The organism is Microbacterium trichothecenolyticum, assembly GCF_041938625.1.
Classification (GTDB): Bacteria; Actinomycetota; Actinomycetes; order Actinomycetales; family Microbacteriaceae; genus Microbacterium; species Microbacterium trichothecenolyticum_D.
Genome location: NZ_CP169427.1, coordinates 2,687,434 through 2,704,891 on the forward strand (window position 1 = coordinate 2,687,434; position 17,458 = coordinate 2,704,891).

Genomic DNA, 17,458 nt, shown 5'->3' on the forward strand with positions numbered 1-17,458 from the left:
ATCGCGGGCATACGCTCACAGGTATGGACAGCACGTTGGCGTGCCTTGCGGCGTGGATGCCGCGGCAGCGGTGGTACGCCGCGAAAGGGCGCCCGCCCAGCCTGCGGCTGCTCTCGTGGTGGGATCTGAACGCAGGGTCAGGCGACCACGACGACGCAGACGCGGGGGCGCGAATCCGTACTTTCCTCGTCGCGGACGAGGGGGCCTTGCCCGCCGTGCTGTACCAGATCCCGGTCGTCGAACGCGCGACCGAGACCGTGGACGCCGACCCCGACCACGTCATCGGCAGTCCGGTGCCGGGGACGACCTTCATCGATGGGCCGTTCGATCCCGCCTATGCACAGGCGCTGCTGAGCCTGATCTCGCTCGGCGGCACCGCCCACGGTCCGCAGACGACCGCGATCGGGCGGGCTGCCTCGACCGGCGGCGCTCCCGCACGAGCCACGTCACGGGTGATCAGCGGAGAGCAGTCGAACACGTCCCTCATCTACGAGGGCGACGGCGCCCCGGTGATCTGCAAGGTCTATCGCCAGCTGCACGCGGGCCTCAACCCCGACATCGAACTGCAGGAGGCGCTTGCCGGAGCCGGATCGCCGCATGTGCCGCGCCCGGTCGGCTCGATCGAAGGCACCTGGCCCGACCTCGCCACCGCCCACGGCACCGTGCACGGATCCCTCGCCTGCGCGCAGGAGTTCCTGCCGGGCGTCGAGGACGCGTGGCGCGTCGCGCTCCAGGCCGCTGCCAAAGGCGACGACTTCCGCGATGGGGCGCGCGCCCTCGGCACCGCGACGGCGGAGGTTCATCTCGCCCTCGCCGAGTGCTTCCCGACCCGTGCAGCGACCGCTGCCGATCGCGAGGCGACGGCCGCGACGTGGGAGCGGCGGTTCGCGATCGCGATGGCGGAGGTCCCCGACATCGCCGGTCAGCGGGATGCCGCGGCCGAGGTGTACCGCCGCGCCCTCGACGTGCCGTGGCCGCCGCTGCAGCGGATCCACGGCGACTTCCACCTCGGGCAGGTGCTGCACTCCCCCGACCGGGGCTGGATCATGGTCGACTTCGAGGGTGAGCCGCTCCGCCCGATGGCGGAGCGCACGCAACCCGATCTGGCGCTCAGGGATGTCGCGGGAATGCTCCGCTCGTTCGACTACGTCGCGGGCTCGCTCCGCCTCGACGATCCCGATCGCTCCGCCGACGCGGTGCGCTCCTGGGCGCGCGACGCCCGCAGGGCCTTCGTGGAGGGGTACGCGGTGTCTGCCGGCGGGCTCGATCCCCGGCATCCGCTCCTCGCCGCCCTCGAGCTCGACAAGGCTGTGTACGAGGCGATATACGAGGCCCGCAACCGGCCGACGTGGGTGGCGATCCCGCTGCGTGCGATCGCGCGGCTCGTCGAGCGTCCGGCTCCGGTGGCGTGAGCCGCGCCTGTGCTCCCGCCGCGCGGTGGCTCAGCCCTCGTCGTCGAGTTCTGCTTCGTCCTCCGGCTCGTCGTCCTCGGTGTCGGCGACCGACCGGGCGTACCAGGTGTCCCAGTCGTCCATGAGGCGCTGCACCGCCCCCTGGAAGCGCGCCGTCGCCGCGCCCGGGGCGGTGTCGCCGAAGTAGTGCGCGACCCACTCCTCGAGCCGGGCGACCGCCTCGGGGTCCCCGAGCACCCGCTCGGTGTGGGCGACGATGTCGGGGGCGTCCGCCGCGGCGAGCCACTCGCACGCCGACAGGTAGCCGTGCGTGTCGATCGCGGCGGCGGGGTCGGCCGGGCGCGTGATCATGAGCGGCTTGTCGGCCGCAAGCCGGTCGTAGACCATCGCCGAGATGTCGACGATGGCGACGTCGGCGGCGGCGAGCTGCCAGCCCAGCTCGGGCCCGTCGTCGAAGACGTGCTGAGCCGTGGGATCCGACGCGTTCGCCGCGGCGAGCGCCGAGATGATGCGCTTGTTGGCGGCGCCGTAATCGTGGTTCACGACGCCCGAGCGCGGATGAGGGCGATAGATCACGCGGTGGCGGCCCGTGGACAGCAGCGCGGTCACGAGCGCCTCGCCGTGGGTGGCGATCGATCCGTAGTGGGCGGACGGGCGGTCGCCCTCCCACGTCGGCGCATAGAGCACCACCGTGCGCTCGTCGGGCGTGTAGGGCAGGGTGCCCGAGTAGTGGTCCGCCTGGGGACGGCCGATCTCGATCGTGCGCCGCTCGATGTCGTAGTCCCACAGCACTCGCGAGAGCCGCTCGCGCGCGGCGTCGCCCGCGATCATCGCGTAGTCGTACGCCTTGTACTGGTTCGTGGTCATGTACATCTTGTCGGACTCGCCATGGTTGATGAACACATGCCAGCGGCGGCCGTACCGGAACATCTGGAAATTGCGCGTGTTCTGATTCACGTACAGCACGACCCGGATGTCCTGCTTGGCGATGAAGCGCTCGAGATCGCGCACCGTCGGCACGAACGCCACCGGAAGCGCCCCGTCGGACAGCAGTGCTTCGGCGCCCGTCGCCGCACGGCTCAGCACCACGACGGGCCAGGTCTTGGCGAGGTCGGCGAGCGGCTTGTACCACTGCCGCATCTGGTACATGTTGACGGCGCCGTCGGCGAAGTAGACGGCCACCCGGTACTGGAACGGCGGGTGCGGAGGGCGAGCGGCGAGCGTGCGCCGCACGTCGATCACGGCCGAACGATTGCGCACCGCCTTGCGGACGAGCGCGACCGCCTTCTTTCCATCCGAGACCAGACCCACGCATCCAGCCTACCCAGGGCACCCATGACATGATCGACGCGTGCATGTCGAGCAACACGGGCGCAGGGACGCTCCGGTCCCTCCTCCCGACGCCGGCGTGAGCTTCGTCATGCCGGTGCTCAATGAGCACGACTATCTCGGCCGCGCGGTCGAGACCGTGCTCGCTCAGGACGTCCCGGGCCCCACCGAGCTGATCCTGGCGCTCGGGCCGTCGACGGACGGCACGAGCGCGCTGGCCGCCGAGCTCGCCGCCCGCGACGACCGCATCGTGCTGGTCGACAACCCCGGCGCCGACATCCCCATCGGCCTGAATCTCGCGATCCGCGCCGCCCGCCACCCCACCGTCGTGCGCGTGGACGCGCACTCCGAGCTCGACGCGACGTACGCACGACGCGCGCTGGCGACCCTCGACCGCGTGCGTGCGGCGAACGTCGGCGGCGTCATGCGCGCCGACGGCCGCACCCCGTTCCAGCGGGCCGTCGCCCGCGCCTACAACTCGCCCATCGGCCTCGGCGGCGGCGCCTATCACGGCGGCACGCAAGAGGGCGAGGCGGAGTCGGCCTACCTCGGCGTCATGCGGCGAGAGGTGCTCGAAGAGGTGGGGCTGTTCGATGAGAGCATCCGCCGCGGCGAGGACTGGGAGCTGAACCTGCGCATCCGCCGCGCCGGGTATCGCGTCTGGTTCGACCCGACGCTCGCCGTGACGTACTGGCCGCGGGAGAGCTGGACGCGCCTGGTGCGCCAGTTCTCCGCGACAGGGCGGTGGCGCGGTGAGCTCGTCCGCCGGTTCGGGCGCGGCAACTCCCTCCGCTTCTTCGCCCCGCCTGCGCTCGTGCTGACGATCCTGCTCGGGATCGTCGTCGGCGTGCTGCAGCTCACCGGCGTGCTGCAGGGGTGGTGGTCGGTGGCGGCATCCGTCGTCTACCTCCCCATCATCGCGTACGCACTCCTCATCGTCGCCGTGGCCCTCGGCCCCGGCGGAGGGCGGGGCTGGCGCGACAAGCTGTGGACCGCGGCCGTGCTGCCGTCGATGCACCTCGCCTGGGGCTGGGGGTTCCTCCTCGGCGTGGTCGGTGGCGCGCACGACACGGTCGACACGTCGCGTCTCGGGAGCCGCAACACGCCTCTGCCCTGACGGCCGGAGCCGTCAGCGCGTCACACGTCGATGAAGCCCTGGTCCAGGATGCGGGCGACGACCCGTTCGGCGGCGTGTCCGTCGTCGCGGGCGTTGAACTTGTCACGCCACTGCGCGTAGCGGCCGGCGTAGGTCTCCGTGTCATCGGCGGCGAGCGCTGCGACCAGCTCGTCCTGCGTGCGCACCATGGGCCCCGGCGCGTGCGCGGCCAGATCGAAGTAGAACCCGCGCAGCTCGCCGCGGTAGTGCTCCATGTCGGGCACGAGGAAGTACATCGGCTTGCCCGTCACCGAGTAGTCGAACATGACGGACGAGTAGTCGGTGATGAGCGCGTCGGCGACGAGCAGCAGCAGGGATGTGTCGGGGAAGCCCGTGACGTCGATCACGCGCGGGCCTTCGGCGTCGCGTCCCGGCAGCAGCGTGCGCGAGTGGCCGCGGACCAGCACCACCGCATCGGTGGCCGCGGCGAGCGAGACCGGATCGACGAAGTCGACGATCTGGTCGCGGTCGTCGCGCCACGTCGGCGCGTAGAGCAGCACCCGTTCCCCGGGACGGATCCCGAGCGCGGCGCGCGTCGCCGCGCCGTCGCCCATGGTCAGCACGTCGTTGCGCGGATACCCCTCGACCCAGATCGGGCGCGTGAGGAAGGCGTACGCCTTGCCCAGGATGCGTGCGGCGTAGGGATTCTGCGCCAGCAGGATGTTCCACCGCAGCGACTCGCGCACCACCGCCGCCGTGCGGCGCGGGTCGAACCCGGGCCGGTGGAGTGCGAGGCGCTTGAGGGGTGTGCCGTGCCAGGTCTGCAGGACGACCTGGCCCTTGCGGCGCGAGAACCGGCGGCGCAGCCAGTCGTTGACCACGAGCAGCCGTGCGGCGCCGCGGGCGCGCCACCACTCGGGACTCCCCTCGACCACCGGGATCGCGCCCTCCGGCACGGCGACCGACAGGTCGACCACGCTCCAGTAGCGCGTCACGCCGGGCGCGCGGCGCGCGAGTTCCCGGTCGATCGCGAGCGGGTTGCAGCTGGCGTTGCGGCCGTAGAAGCTCTCGAAGAACACCGCGTTCTCGAACCCCGTGGCCGGCCGGGTCGCGTAGCGGCGCTCGAGGGCGTCCTGCCCTTCGCCCGAGTCGTAGGCGGGGTCGATCGGCGGCCCGACGCGCAGCGTCCACCCCTCGAGGCTTGCGCGGAGCGTGCCCAGCTGCGTGAGCGGAACGGGTTCGGGGACACGGATGCTGCGGTCCGAAGCAGCGGTGATCCGCACCTCGTACGACCCCGCGGGCAGCGGAAGCTCGGTACCGCCCCAGCGCGCGGCACGCAGCGGCAGCGTCGCCGTCCACGTCTTGCCCCGACCGGTGAGGCGGGCGGCCACGCGGGCGCGGGCGCCGACGATCTCGACGGAATCGGGTCGTTCCCCCTCGCCCGAGAGCACGAGAGCCGGGCTCGGCTCCGTCGTGAAGCGCGCGTCGGTCATCCGGTTCCTTCCCTCGGGCCGTCGTGGACGGTTCCGGCCAGAATCGCACGGTACACCCTCTCGGCGTTGCGCCCGTCCCGGAACGCGTGCACCCGCGCGTCGAGCGCGATCGCCCGTTCGATGCGGCGCGCGCGCTCGTCCTCGGACCCGAGTACCGCCTCCAGCTGCGCCGCCGCCTGGGTCCAGTCGACCGCCCAGTCGTCGCCCGCCACGTCGGCGTACGTGCCGTAGAAGCCGCGCGTGCGCGCATACTCCTCGACGTCGGGCGCGAGGAACAGCGTGGGCAGCGGGACCAGCGAGGCGTCGAACGCGAGGGACGAGTAGTCGGTGACGAGGGCGTCGAGACCGGGCAGCAGGGGCGTCACATCCGCGACGAGGTCGCTGCCGAGCGAGTGCACGCGGTCGGTCGGGAACGGCGGGACGTAGTCGCCGGCTCCGAGCGGGTGCGACCGGACCAGGAGCGTCGCATCATGGCGCCTCAGCACCTCGACGATCTGCGACCACTCCTCGGCGGTCGGCACCGCGGGGTCGCCCGCACCGTCGCGCCATGTGGGCGCGTAGAGCACGTAACGGCTCGACGGCTCCACGCGCGGCACCGCGCGCCCGATCGCTGCACGCGCGCCGACACGGCGATCGTTGGCGGTGCCGCGGGAGAGCACGTCGACGCGAGGCTCGCCGGTCACCGGCACGCTCGCATCGGGAAGCGCGAAGGCGGACTCGAGACGGCCGCGCACAAGATGCGAAGCGGCCGGCAGCACCCGGATGCGGCGTGCGGCGCCGCGGTACATCGTGCGCAGCAGCGCCCGCACGGCGCCGGCGGCGGGAGTGGCGGCGACGGCGCCGGGAACCCGCAGCGTCTCGGGCGAGTCGACGCCGATCCGCTTGAGCGGGATGCCGTGCCACAGCTGCACGACGAACGCACCCGACACGGCGTAGCGGTTGACGTCGCCGAACCCGTGCGTGACGACGACCACACGAGCGCGCGCGGTGCGCCAGAGCCCGTGCAGGGAGCGCTTCGGAACGACACGGATGCCGCGGGCCGCAGCATCCGTCGCCTCCCGCTTCGACGCGACCAGCCAGACGGGACTGCGTCCGTCGGCGGCCGCCACCTCCCAGAGCGCCAGAGCCCCGTCGCCGATGCCGACCGCAGAGCCGATCACCCACTCGTCGCGGGAGCGCGGCACCAGGAGAGTCAGGAGGCGTCCGGCGGCGTAGAGCGGGATCGTCGCGATCTTCCGGGCATTCCCCGCGCCGAACGAGAAGGACGCCATTCCGCGAGCCTACCTGCGAGCCCGCGCGGCGGGCCTGCACACTCGCGGAATGGCGTCCTTGACGGTGTGGATTACTGGAGCGACCCGAGTGTGACCTCGACGGTCTGCGTCTTGCCGTCGCGCACGAACGTGACCTCGGCGTCGCTGCCGGCCGCCGCGGCGCGCACCTGCGCGGTGAGGTCGGTCGCGTCGGTGACGGGCACGCCGTTGAATGCGGTGACGATGTCGCCCTCCTGCAAGCCCGCGGCCGCCGCTGCGCCGCCGTCGGTCACGCCGGCGATGTAGGCGCCCGTGATGGTGGAGCCCTCGACGGATGCTGCGGCCTGCACGTTGGCGCCGAGCAGACCGTGCGTCGCCTCGCCGTTCTCGATGATCTCGTCGGTGATGCGCTGGACGATGTCGGACGGGATGGAGAAGCCGACGCCGATCGAGCCCGAGCCGTCGGACGACGAGCCGCCGGCGGTCGCGATGGCGACGTTGATGCCGATCAGCTTGCCGTCGGAGTCGACCAGCGCGCCGCCGGAGTTGCCCGGGTTGATGGCCGCGTCGGTCTGGATCACCGAGATCGAGATGCTCTCGGTGGCCGTCGACTGCTGGTCGCCCTGACCGAAGTCGAACCGGAACGGGCCCTCCTGGCTGTTCTGGTCCTGCTGGTCCTCCTCCTCGCCGTCGCCGCTGTCCGGCGCCGCCGACGATGCGATCGAGATCGAGCGGTTGAGCGCGCTCACGATGCCTTCCGTGACGGAGTTCGCGAGGCCCAGCGGCGCGCCGACCGCGACCGTCGTGTCGCCGACGTTGAGCTTGCTCGAGTCTGCGATCTCGATCGGGGTGAGGTCCTCGGCGTCCTGCAGTTTGATGACGGCGAGGTCGTACGTCGGATCGGTGCCGACGACTTCGGCGTCGTAGACGCGGCCGTCCGAGGTGGTCACGCGGATCGCCGCGTCCCCTGTCGCGCCGTCCAGGGTCACGACGTGGGTGTTCGTGACGACGTAGCCGTCCTCCGTGAGCACGACCCCCGAACCGGTGCCGGCGCCCGACGAGCCGGTCGCCTCGATCGTGACGACGCTCGGCACGACCTTCGCCGCGATCGCGGTGGTCTGGTTGACCGAGTCGGTGTCGTTGACGGTGACCGTGCTCGGCCCGGCGGCGGGCGAGGCGCTCACGGGGGCGAACCAGGTGACGCCGGCGTACGCGCCGCCGAGGCCTGCGGCCCCGCCGACGATGGCGGCGGCGACGATGAGGCCGACGACCTTGCCCGCACCCGAGGACTTCTTGGGCGCCTTGGTCGCGGTCGGCACCGCACCGGTCGAGCCGGCGATCGGCAGTGTCGGCTGGGCATCCGCAGGGTTCACTCCGAACGCGGCACCGGGGGCACCCGGTCCGGGCTGACCCGCGTAGGAATGGGGATAGGGCGCGGGCTGACCGGCGTAGCCCTGCGGACGTGCGTACGCATGCCCGCCGACCGGGTAGCCGGCGGGTGGCACGGGCTGCGTCGGCGCCGTCGGCTGCGCCGAGGCCGCGGGCTGTGCAGCCGGGGCGGCCGGCGGAACCGGGGGCAGCGCGGCAGCGGAGGCGGCCGGGGTTGCGGGCGTCGCGGGCTGAGCGGGCGCGGCGGGCTGCGCAGGCTCGACGGCTTCCGGCGCGGCAGCGGCGGGGGCCGGGGTCTCGGGCTGGGCGGGCGCCTGCGCGGCGGCATCCGCGGCCGACTGCGAGGGGACGGCGGGGGTCTGGTCTTCCGGGCGGTCGCCCTGGATGTCGCTCATGGTTGCTCCTTCTGCCAAGCACTCACCACTGTGCCCACCGATGCTGTGCGTTTCTTATGTCGCGAATGGGACTCGCCTATGCAACGGGGATGAGCCCGCCCGGTATTACGGTGAAGCGATGCGACAGATCCCCGGAGCATGGCGCCGCACAGCCGCGGGCGCCGGACTCGTCGGTTCCGACGGGTCGATCCACCCCACCATCTTCGCCGAGATGTCGGCCCTCGCGGCGAGAACCGGCGCGATCAATCTCGGGCAGGGCTTCCCCGATGAGGACGGCCCCGCCGAGGTGCTGGACGCCGCCCGCTCGGCCATCGCGAACGGCGTGAACCAGTACCCGCCGGGTCGCGGCATCCCTGATCTCCTCTCCGCCGTGGCCGAGCATCAGGAGCGGTTCTACGGCGTGAACCTGGATCCCGCGCGCGAGGTGCTCGTGACCGCGGGCGCGACCGAGGCGCTCGCCGCGGCGCTCCTCGCGCTGATCGACGACCCCGACGACGAAGTCGTCGTCTTCGAGCCGTACTACGACTCGTATGCGGCGGTCGTCGCGCTCGCCGGCGCGCGACTCGTGACGGTGCCGCTGCGGTGGCCGGACTTCCAGCCGGACCTCGACGAGCTGCGCGCCGCGGTGGGCGACCGCACCCGCATCATCCTCGTGAACGACCCGCACAACCCGACGGGTGCGGTCTTCACCGCCGACGTGCACGAGGAGATCGTTCGCCTCGCCGAGCACCACGACGCCGTGATCGTGACCGACGAGGTGTATGAGCATCTCGTGTTCGACGCGCCGCATGCGCCGATCGCCACCCTCCCCGGCGCCTGGGACCGCACGCTCACCATCTCGTCGGGCGGGAAGACCTTCTCGACGACCGGTTGGAAGATCGGCTGGATCTCGGGCCCCGCCCCACTCGTGGATGCGGTGCTGGCGGTCAAGCAGTTCCTCACGTACGTCAACGGCAGCCCGTTCCAGCCCGCGATGGCGATCGGGCTCCGCCTCGGTGACGACTTCTTCCGCGGCATCGCCGACACCCTGCGGGCGAAGCGCGACCTGCTCGGCGCCGGGCTGCGCGCCGCCGGCTTCGATGTGTCGACCCCCGCCGGCTCGTATTTCACGGTCGTCGACGCCGCACCGTTGGGCGCGACGGACGCTGGGGCGTTCTGCCGGGCCCTTCCCGAGCGGGCCGGGGTCGTCGCCATCCCCCTCACGGCCTTCGCGACGCCGGACCGGCGTGCGCAGTACGCGACGCTCGTGCGTTTCGCGGCGTGCAAGCGTGTCGAGGTGCTCGAGGACGCGGCGTTGCGCCTCGCCCGTCTCGGGTGAGAGCGCGGGTCATCGCGGCCCGACGCCGAAACGCCGGAGCCTCAGCGACGGATTGACGCGGCGCACACGCTCGATCGCGCCGACGTCGAGGTGAGCGACCGCGACGTCCGTCGACGTTCCGACGGCGGCGAGCTCGACGCCCTGCGGGTCGACGACGAGCGAGTTGCCCACGCCGAGGGGCGGCGGGTGATCGGCCGCGGCCACGAACACCGTGTTCTCGATCGCGCGGGCGTGCAGCAGCGTGCGCCAGTGGTGCTCTTTGAGCGGCCCGCGCACCCATTCCGCCGGCACGACGAACACATCGGCGCCAGCGTCGACGAGCAGCCGCCCGACCTCCGGGAACCGCAGGTCGTAACAGGTCATCAGTCCGAACCGCAGCCCTCCGAGCTCGAATGTCTGCGGCTCCTGCGCGTCGCCCGGCTCGACCCAGTCCGACTCCCGCTGCCCGAACGCGTCGTACAGGTGCAGCTTGCGGTAGTGCGCGATCAGACCCGTCGCGTCGACCGCGACCGCCGTGTTGCGCACGCGCTCGCCGTCGCTCGCGCGCTCCAGCAGCCCCGCGACGATCGTCACGTCGTGCTGTGCGGCGAGACGTGTCAGCGCCTCGACGAACGGGCCGTCCAGCTCCTGCGCGTTCTCGGCGAGCGACTCGTCGAACGGGTCGACGAAGTAGCTCGAGTACTCGGGGAACACCACGATGCGGGCTCCGCGGACGGATGCCGTGGCCACGAGCTGCGTGATGGACTCGAGGTTCACCGCGGTGTCGGCCGTCGGGGCGAACTGAGCCACCGCGATGGGCAGCGTGTCGGTCATCGTCGTGCTCCATTCGTCCGGCGGCGCGCGCGGAGGATCGCGGGCACGACCAGCCACAGCACGCAGAGGAGCAGGCCGAGCGGAATGAGCGCCCACCAGAACGCGGACCCGCCGAGCACGACGTCGAACACGAACCCCACCACGCCGACGAGGAGCACGGCGACGGTCGCGAGCGCGGTGACGAGCGCGAAGTGCCCGAAGCGGACGACCTCGGCTTTGGCCCGCTGCTGGAACAGTGCCCGATGAAGCGCCACGGGAGCGAGCGCGATGATCGAGCTGAGCGCCGAAAGGACGACGAGCCCCAGATAGAACGCCTGCTGGGAATCGGTCAGGTCGCCGAACGCCGGCTGGAAGGCCAGGGCGAGCAGGAAGCCGGTCAGGATCTGCGTGCCGGTCTGCAGGACGCGCACTTCCTGCAGCACCTCGTTCCAGTTGCGGTCGGCGCGCTCCTCCGGCGTCTCGTCGCGACCGTCGACGCGATCGTCCTGCGGGTCGGTGTCACGCGCGGTGGACATGCGTTCATCCTTGCCCGCGGCGTGCGATCGGGGCAAGCCGACCGGCCTGTGTCACGACCACCCCAAAGCCCGTGCTAGGCTATTCCTTGTGCCGCGGGGTGGAGCAGCTCGGTAGCTCGCTGGGCTCATAACCCAGAGGTCGCAGGTTCAAATCCTGTCCCCGCAACAGAAGACACAGAAGAGGGCGTCCCGAAAGGGCCGCCCTCTTCTGCATTCCCCGTTGGCTCGTGTGTTCAGTCCTCCGGGTCCATGGCGCCGCACAGGTCGTCGAGGAAGCGCGCGATCACCGCGAGTTCGGCCTCGTCGTACTCCATCGCGACGGACCTCATCGCCCGCAGGCGATCGCCGAAGACGCGGAAGAACGCGCTGCGCGCCCCCTCCGTGAGCACGACCACGCGTCCCCGCCCGTCGCTCGGGTGCGGCCGCCTCTCGGCGTGCCCGGATTCGACCAGCCGGTCGAGCAGCTTCGTGGTAGACGCGGTCGAGATGCGCAGATGGCGCGCGATGTCGCGCGGACTGACCGAGCGCCCCTGCCGCTCGCGGATGATGAGCAGACGAAGCGCCGCGACATCGGACGCGTTCATGTCCATGTCGCCCTTCATGCCGCTGTGCATGCGCTCCATGGCATCGCTGACGGCACGGATGGACTGCAGCACGCGCATCACCGCGTGCTCGTGATCCGTCTGTGGCAACCAGCGTTCGGACATCGTGGACGTTTCCCTCCGACCCGTTGTAGCATCGCACAAGACGTATTGCTAGTTTAACTAGCAATCTGAGAGGAGTGATCGGATGCCCGACACCGACCACGTCGTCCTGCTGGACGATGACGGCCGCGCCATCGGCACGGCACCGAAATCCAGCGTGCACGGTCCCGACACCGCCCTGCACCTCGCATTCTCCTGCCACGTGCTCAACGGCGATGGGCAGGTGCTCATCACCCGCCGGGCCCTCACGAAGCGCACGTGGCCTGGCGTCTGGACCAACTCGTTCTGCGGGCACCCCCGTCCCGCTGAGCCCGTGCTCTCGGCGGTCCGCCGTCACGCGGACTTCGAACTCGGGCTGACGCTGAGTGAACTGAGCGTAGCCCTCCCCCTGTTCCGGTACCGCGCCACCGACGCGAACGGCATCGTCGAGCACGAGGTGTGCCCGGTGTACACGGCCTACACCGACGACGAGCCCGTGCTCAACCCGCTCGAGGTCGTCGATGCGCGGTGGGTCGAGCCCGAGGCGCTCGCCGTCTCGCTTGAAGCGACGCCGTGGGCGTTCAGCCCGTGGCTCGTGCTCCAGGCCCAGCAGCTGCACCTGTTCGAGACGCCGTCGCGCGAGAGACGCGCGTCATGATCCCCGCGGCGGCCGACCCCGATCTCCGGATCGCGATCGACGGCGCACTCGCGCGCATCCGTGAGCGCGCCGCCGAACTGGGACCGGCTTTCGGCGCACTGGGCGAAGCGATCACCCGGGCGGCGCAGGGCGGCAAGCGCCTGCGTCCCGCGCTGGTCACAGCCTCCTTCGACGCGTTCCGCACCGACGACGCCAACGCGTCGGCCGCCCTCTCGGTCGCGGCGGCCTTCGAGCTGCTGCACACCGCGTTCGTCGTGCACGACGATGTGATCGACCACGACACGATGCGGCGCGGGGTGCCCAACATCGGCGGAGAATTCCGGCGACGGGCGCAGGACGAGGGCGCCGACACCGACGGCGCGGCCTTGGTGGGCGACGCCGCGGCGATCCTCGCCGGCGACATCCTGCTCCACGAGGCCTTCCGTCTTGTCGCGATGGCCCACACCGACGCCGCCACCCGGGATCGTCTGCTGACGCTGCTCGACGACGCGGTCCTGATCTCCGCGGCCGGCGAACTCGCCGACGTGGAGAACAGCGTCGCGGCGCGGCATCCGTCCCGCACCTCCACACTCGACACGGCGTTCAACAAGACCGCGGTCTACACGTTCCGCGCGCCGCTGCAGGCGGGCGCGCTGCTCGGCGGCGCCGACGGCGACGCGCTGCGTGTGCTCGGCGAAGCCGGCGGGCGGCTCGGACTCGCGTTCCAGCTGGTCGATGACCTCATCGGTGCGTTCGGGACCACGTCGCAGACGGGCCGCGACACCGGACCGGACCTCCGCGAGAACAAGCGCACCCCGCTCGTCGCGCTCGCCCGCGAGTCCGGCGCCGCGCCCCGCGTCGACGAAGCGCTCGCCCTTGCGCGCACCGGTCCCGTCGCGGTCCGCGAGGCGCAAGTCATGCTGGAGAAGACCGGCGCCCGGGAGCGCCTGGTGCGGCTCGTCGAGGACACGCTGGCGGCGGTGCGGGAGGCCTCGCACGACCCTGCACTCCCCGATCGCGCCGGGGCCCTTCTGCGCACTCTCGCCGACGGCATCGAAGGGCGGATCCCATGAGCACCGTGCGCGCCGCGTCCCCCACCGGCCTCGCGCTCTACGACCAGGCGGCAGCGGATGCCGCGGCCACCGTGATCGCGCGCTACTCGACCTCGTTCGGGCTCGCGTGCCGGCTGCTCGGCCCGCGCCCGCGGCCGCACGTGCGGAACGTGTACGCCCTGGTGCGGATCGCGGACGAGATCGTCGACGGCCCCGCCGAGGAGGCCGGACTGTCGTCGGAGGTCGCGGGCGAGATCCTCGACCAACTCGAGCACGAGACCCTGTCGGCGATCGAGCGCGGCTTCAGCTCCAACCTCGTGGTGCACGCGTTCGCGGGCACCGCTCGTGCGTGCGGCATCGGCGAGGATCTCGTGCGTCCGTTCTTCACGTCGATGCGGACCGACCTCGACACACTCCGCCACGATGCCGCTTCGCACGACGCATACGTCTACGGCTCGGCCGAGGTCGTCGGCCTGATGTGCCTGCAGGTTTTCGTCAACGCGGGGGCGCAGCATCCGGTCTCACCCTCTCCTGAGCTCGTCGACGGGGCTCGCCGTCTCGGGGCTGCCTTCCAGGACGTGAACTTCCTGCGCGATCTCCGTCACGACGAGACGGTGCTCGGCCGCGACTACCTCGGCCTGTCGACCGCCGGCGGCGAGCGCGCTGCCGTGCTGGATCGCATCGACCGGGACCTCGCCGTGGCGGCAAGCGCGATCCCGGCGCTTCCGGCCGACTGCCGGCGCGCGGTGACCGCCGCGCACGACCTCTTCGCGGAGCTGGCCGTGCGTCTGCGCGCGTGCGACGGGGGCGAGGAGAGGGTGCGGGTGCCCGACGCCGTGAAGGCGCGTCTCGCGGCGCGCGCGCTGCTCGGCTTCGCCCCGCGGGAGGTGCGCGCATGACCCTCGTCGACGGACCGCGCCGCGCGGTCGTCATCGGCGGCGGCGTCGGCGGGCTGGGCGCGGCGGCCCTGCTGGCGACCGAGGGCTGGGACACGACGCTCTTCGAGGCGCGCGACGAACTCGGCGGGCGCGCCGGGTCCTGGGAGCAGGGCGGGTTCCGCTTCGACACCGGCCCCAGCTGGTACCTCATGCCCGAGGTCTTCGATCATTTCTTCCGGCTCCTCGGAACGACCGCGGAGCGCGAACTCGACCTCGTGCCCCTCGACCCGGCATATCGCGTCTACTCGGATCCGTCGACCGGGCTGTCCCCCCTCGACGTGCGGTCCGGACGCACCGAGGCCGCCGCGCTGTTCGAGAGCGTCGAACCCGGCGCCGGCGCCCGCCTCGAGGCCTACCTCGACTCCGCCGCCGACGCGTACGACCTCGCCGTCACACGCTTCCTCTACGACACGTACGAGACCACCGCCGGCCTCAGGGACCCGGCATTGCTGCGACGGATGCCCCGCCTCGCCCCCCTCCTCACCCGCAGCCTCGCCCGCCACGTCGAGCGGCGGTTCACCGACCCGAGGCTGCGGCAGATCCTCGAGTACCCCGCGGTCTTCCTGGGTGGATCTCCGTACGGCGTGCCGAGCCTCTACCACCTCATGAGCCACCTCGACCTGGGCGATCGCGTGCTCTACCCGCGCGGCGGGTTCACCGAGCTCGTGCAGGCGATCGTGCGCCTGGCCGAGGCATCCGGAGTCGCGATCGAAACGGGGGCGCGGGTCGCCGCGATCACGACCGAAGCGGGGGTCGCGACCGGCGTGGAGCTCGCCGGCGGCCACCGCGTGCCCGCCGACCTCGTCGTGTCGGGTGCGGACCTGCACCACACCGAGACGCGGCTGCTCCCGCGCGCCGACCAGACCTACCCCGAGGAGTGGTGGCGCTCGCGCACGCCCAGCCCCGGCGCACTTCTCGTGATGCTGGGCGTCGAGGGCCGGCTGCCGCAGCTCGCCCATCACACGCTGCTCTTCGCACGGAACTGGCGCGAGAACTTCACCGACATCTTCGGCACCCGCCCGCGGATCCCCGACCCGGCGTCGCTCTACATCTGCCGTCCCAGCGCCACGGACCCGAGCGTCGCGCCCCCGGATCACGAGAATCTCTTCGTGCTCGTCCCCGTGCCCGCAGATCCCCGGCTGGGTCACGGAGGCACCGACGGCGATGGCGACCCGGCGATCGAGACCGCGGCCGACCGGGTGATCGCCCAGGTCGCCCAGTGGTGCGGCATCCCGGATCTGAAGCAGCGCATCGTGGTGCGACGCACCGTCGCCCCCGGCGACTTCGCCGACGACCTCGGCGCGTGGCGCGGGAACGCGCTCGGCCTCGCCCACACGCTCGGGCAGAGCGCGGTCTTCCGCCCACGGAACACCTCGCGCGAAGTCGAGGGCCTGTCGTACGTCGGGGCCTCCACGCTCCCGGGCATCGGCCTGCCGATGTGCCTCATCTCGGCGGAGCTCGTCGTCAAGCGTCTGCGAGGGGACCGCTCCCCCGGTCCCCTCGCGGAACCGGCGAGGGTGTGACGGTGCCAGGGCTCTACCTCGCCGCCATCCTCGCCGCCGCCGCAGGCATTCTGCTGATCGACCGGCGCTGGCGCCTCGCCGCGTGGCAGTCGCCCGGGGGCACGGCGCTCGCGGTGGGCATCGGCACGGCGTTCTTCCTCGCGTGGGACGCCGTCGGCATCGCCACCGGGGTCTTCGTGAAGGGCGACAGCACCCTGCTGCTGGGCGTCGATCTCGCGCCGCACCTCCCCCTCGAGGAGCCGGTGTTCCTGGCGTTCCTGAGCTACCTGGCGCTCGTCGCATGGTCCGCGGCGATGCGCCTGATGGCACGCCGCCGGACGACGGATGCTGCGCGTGGCCGTTCGGAGGCGGCACGATGACGTACGCGCTCATCGTCGTGCCGTTCGTGGTGATCACGGCGATCGTCGTGCTGCTGACGGTGCGTCGACCCGGCTTCGGACCCAGGATGACAGCATCCGTCATCGCTGCCGGCGTCCTGATCGCGCTGACCGCCGTCTTCGACAACGTGATGATCGCCGCAGGGCTGTTCACGTACCCGGAGACGCTGATCTCGGGGGTGCGGATCGGTCTCGCGCCGATCGAGGACTTCGCCTACCCGGTGTGCGCGGCGTTCCTCGTGCCCGCCGTCTTCACACTGCTCACGCCGTCGCGGGCTCGTCACGAGGAGGCGACGGCGTGACCTCCGCCCCACCCCTGCGGGCCGGCGCCGTCGCGCGCCAGCTGCTGATCGCCTCGCGGCCGGTCAGCTGGATCAACACCGCCTACCCGTTCGCAGCCGCATACGTCCTGACCGTTCGCGAAGTGGACCTGACCCTGGTGATCGGCACGCTGTTCTTCCTCGTGCCGTACAACCTCGCGATGTACGGCATCAACGACGTGTTCGACTACGAGTCCGATCTGCGCAACCCGCGCAAGGGCGGCGCCCACGGGGCCGTGCTCGACCGTCGGATGCACCGTGTGACGCTGTGGGCCTCCGCACTGCTGTGCGTGCCGTTCGTCGCCTATCTCCTGGTGGTCGGGTCCGTCGTCTCCTGGCTCGTGCTCGCCGCGAGCCTGTTCTTCGTCGTCTTCTACAGCGCGCCGCCGCTGCGGCTGAAGGAGCGGCCGTTCCTCGACTCCGTGACCAGCAGCATCCACTTCTTCTCGCCTGCCGTCTACGGTCTCGTGCTGGCGGGCGCGACCTGGACACCGCCGCTCGGGGCACTCATCGGCGCCTTCGCGCTGTGGGGCGTGGCCTCGCACGCGTTCGGAGCGGTGCAGGACGTCGTCGCCGACCGCGAAGCGGGTATCGCGTCGATCGCCACCGCGCGCGGAGCGAGATGGACGGTCCGCTTCGCCCTCGCCTGCTACACGGCCGCCGGCGTCGCGATGCTCGCGACCACGTGGCCGGGGCCGATCGCGGCCCTGCTCGTGCTGCCGTACCTGGTGACCGTGTGGCCCTACCGCTCGATCACCGACGCGGATGCGGCCGCCGCGACGACCGGCTGGCGTCGGTTCCTCTGGCTCAACCAGTTCACGGGCTTCGCGGTCACGCTGCTGCTCATCTGGTACGCGATCCTCACGGCCTGACCCGGGAACGCCGAAGGCCGGTCCCGAGCGGGACCGGCCTTCTTCG

General features: G+C 71.7%; 17 protein-coding genes and 1 tRNA gene. 11 read left to right on the forward strand and 7 right to left on the reverse strand.

Annotated features, from left to right (window positions below; genetic code table 11):
- Positions 1-23 precede the first annotated feature (23 nt).
- The gene (locus tag ACEYYH_RS12580) at positions 24-1,412 is read left to right on the forward strand and encodes a phosphotransferase (protein WP_374974724.1); all 1,389 of its coding nucleotides are present in this window, start codon (positions 24-26) and stop codon (positions 1,410-1,412) included.
- Positions 1,413-1,442: 30 nt separating this feature from the next.
- On the opposite strand, the gene ACEYYH_RS12585 is transcribed toward ACEYYH_RS12580, so the two are convergent.
- Positions 1,443-2,723 carry a CDP-glycerol glycerophosphotransferase family protein gene (locus tag ACEYYH_RS12585; protein WP_374974725.1) on the reverse strand — a complete coding sequence of 427 codons (1,281 nt, stop codon included), beginning with the start codon at positions 2,721-2,723 and terminating at the stop codon, positions 1,443-1,445.
- 109 nt (positions 2,724-2,832) lie between these two features.
- Between ACEYYH_RS12585 and ACEYYH_RS12590 the strand changes: the two genes are divergently transcribed.
- Positions 2,833-3,858 (forward strand): glycosyltransferase family 2 protein, encoded by a 1,026-nt coding sequence (locus ACEYYH_RS12590; protein ID WP_374978217.1) that lies wholly within the window; start codon positions 2,833-2,835, stop codon positions 3,856-3,858.
- A 20-nt stretch (positions 3,859-3,878) separates the two neighbouring features.
- Here the strand turns inward: ACEYYH_RS12590 and ACEYYH_RS12595 are convergent, their stop codons facing one another.
- From ACEYYH_RS12595 to ACEYYH_RS12605, 3 genes are all read right to left on the reverse strand, one after another.
- Positions 3,879-5,330, reverse strand: coding sequence for a CDP-glycerol glycerophosphotransferase family protein (locus tag ACEYYH_RS12595; RefSeq protein ID WP_374974726.1), 1,452 nt, complete (start codon positions 5,328-5,330; stop codon positions 3,879-3,881).
- A complete protein-coding gene (locus ACEYYH_RS12600) occupies positions 5,327-6,601 on the reverse strand; it encodes a CDP-glycerol glycerophosphotransferase family protein (protein ID WP_374974727.1) in 1,275 nt (424 codons plus the stop codon). The genes ACEYYH_RS12595 and ACEYYH_RS12600 overlap by 4 nt, the downstream gene beginning before the upstream one ends.
- A gap of 71 nt (positions 6,602-6,672) precedes the next feature.
- Positions 6,673-8,364, reverse strand: coding sequence for a trypsin-like peptidase domain-containing protein (locus tag ACEYYH_RS12605; RefSeq protein WP_374974728.1), 1,692 nt, complete (start codon positions 8,362-8,364; stop codon positions 6,673-6,675).
- 118 nt (positions 8,365-8,482) lie between these two features.
- Here ACEYYH_RS12605 and ACEYYH_RS12610 point away from each other — a divergent pair, with 118 nt between their 5' ends.
- Positions 8,483-9,682 (forward strand): aminotransferase class I/II-fold pyridoxal phosphate-dependent enzyme, encoded by a 1,200-nt coding sequence (locus ACEYYH_RS12610; protein ID WP_374974729.1) that lies wholly within the window; start codon positions 8,483-8,485, stop codon positions 9,680-9,682.
- Positions 9,683-9,691: 9 nt separating this feature from the next.
- Here the strand turns inward: ACEYYH_RS12610 and ACEYYH_RS12615 are convergent, their stop codons facing one another.
- Positions 9,692-10,495, reverse strand: coding sequence for a carbon-nitrogen hydrolase family protein (locus ACEYYH_RS12615; protein WP_374974730.1), 804 nt, complete (start codon positions 10,493-10,495; stop codon positions 9,692-9,694).
- Positions 10,492-11,010, reverse strand: a complete 519-nt coding sequence (locus tag ACEYYH_RS12620) for a DUF6328 family protein (RefSeq protein ID WP_374974731.1) — start codon at positions 11,008-11,010, stop codon at positions 10,492-10,494. Before ACEYYH_RS12620 ends, ACEYYH_RS12615 begins: the two co-directional genes overlap by 4 nt.
- Before the next feature lie 92 nt (positions 11,011-11,102).
- On the opposite strand from ACEYYH_RS12620, the gene ACEYYH_RS12625 reads away from it, so the two are divergent.
- Positions 11,103-11,176 (forward strand) — tRNA-Met (locus tag ACEYYH_RS12625).
- 67 nt (positions 11,177-11,243) lie between these two features.
- Here ACEYYH_RS12625 and ACEYYH_RS12630 read toward each other — a convergent pair.
- Entirely contained in the window at positions 11,244-11,717 is a 474-nt protein-coding gene (locus ACEYYH_RS12630; RefSeq protein WP_374974732.1) for a MarR family winged helix-turn-helix transcriptional regulator, read from the reverse strand.
- A gap of 82 nt (positions 11,718-11,799) precedes the next feature.
- Between ACEYYH_RS12630 and idi the strand changes: the two genes are divergently transcribed.
- From idi to ACEYYH_RS12665, 7 genes are read left to right on the forward strand one after another with little or no spacing between them, the layout of a single operon-like run.
- On the forward strand, positions 11,800-12,351 hold the full coding sequence (gene idi / locus ACEYYH_RS12635; protein ID WP_116192978.1) for an isopentenyl-diphosphate Delta-isomerase: 552 nt from the start codon (positions 11,800-11,802) through the stop codon (positions 12,349-12,351).
- A complete protein-coding gene (locus ACEYYH_RS12640; protein WP_374974733.1) occupies positions 12,348-13,403 on the forward strand; it encodes a polyprenyl synthetase family protein in 1,056 nt (351 codons plus the stop codon). The genes idi and ACEYYH_RS12640 overlap by 4 nt, the downstream gene beginning before the upstream one ends.
- Positions 13,400-14,281, forward strand: a complete 882-nt coding sequence (locus tag ACEYYH_RS12645; RefSeq protein WP_374974734.1) for a phytoene/squalene synthase family protein — start codon at positions 13,400-13,402, stop codon at positions 14,279-14,281. Before ACEYYH_RS12640 ends, ACEYYH_RS12645 begins: the two co-directional genes overlap by 4 nt.
- On the forward strand, positions 14,278-15,843 hold the full coding sequence (crtI, locus tag ACEYYH_RS12650) for a phytoene desaturase family protein (RefSeq protein ID WP_374974735.1): 1,566 nt from the start codon (positions 14,278-14,280) through the stop codon (positions 15,841-15,843). Before ACEYYH_RS12645 ends, crtI begins: the two co-directional genes overlap by 4 nt.
- 2 nt (positions 15,844-15,845) lie before the next feature.
- The gene (locus ACEYYH_RS12655) at positions 15,846-16,202 is read left to right on the forward strand and encodes a lycopene cyclase domain-containing protein (protein WP_374974736.1); all 357 of its coding nucleotides are present in this window, start codon (positions 15,846-15,848) and stop codon (positions 16,200-16,202) included.
- Complete coding sequence (locus ACEYYH_RS12660) at positions 16,199-16,522, forward strand: lycopene cyclase domain-containing protein (RefSeq protein ID WP_374974737.1); 324 nt, start codon at positions 16,199-16,201, stop codon at positions 16,520-16,522. The genes ACEYYH_RS12655 and ACEYYH_RS12660 overlap by 4 nt, the downstream gene beginning before the upstream one ends.
- Entirely contained in the window at positions 16,519-17,412 is an 894-nt protein-coding gene (locus ACEYYH_RS12665; protein WP_374974738.1) for a prenyltransferase, read from the forward strand. Before ACEYYH_RS12660 ends, ACEYYH_RS12665 begins: the two co-directional genes overlap by 4 nt.
- Positions 17,413-17,458: the final 46 nt, after the last annotated feature.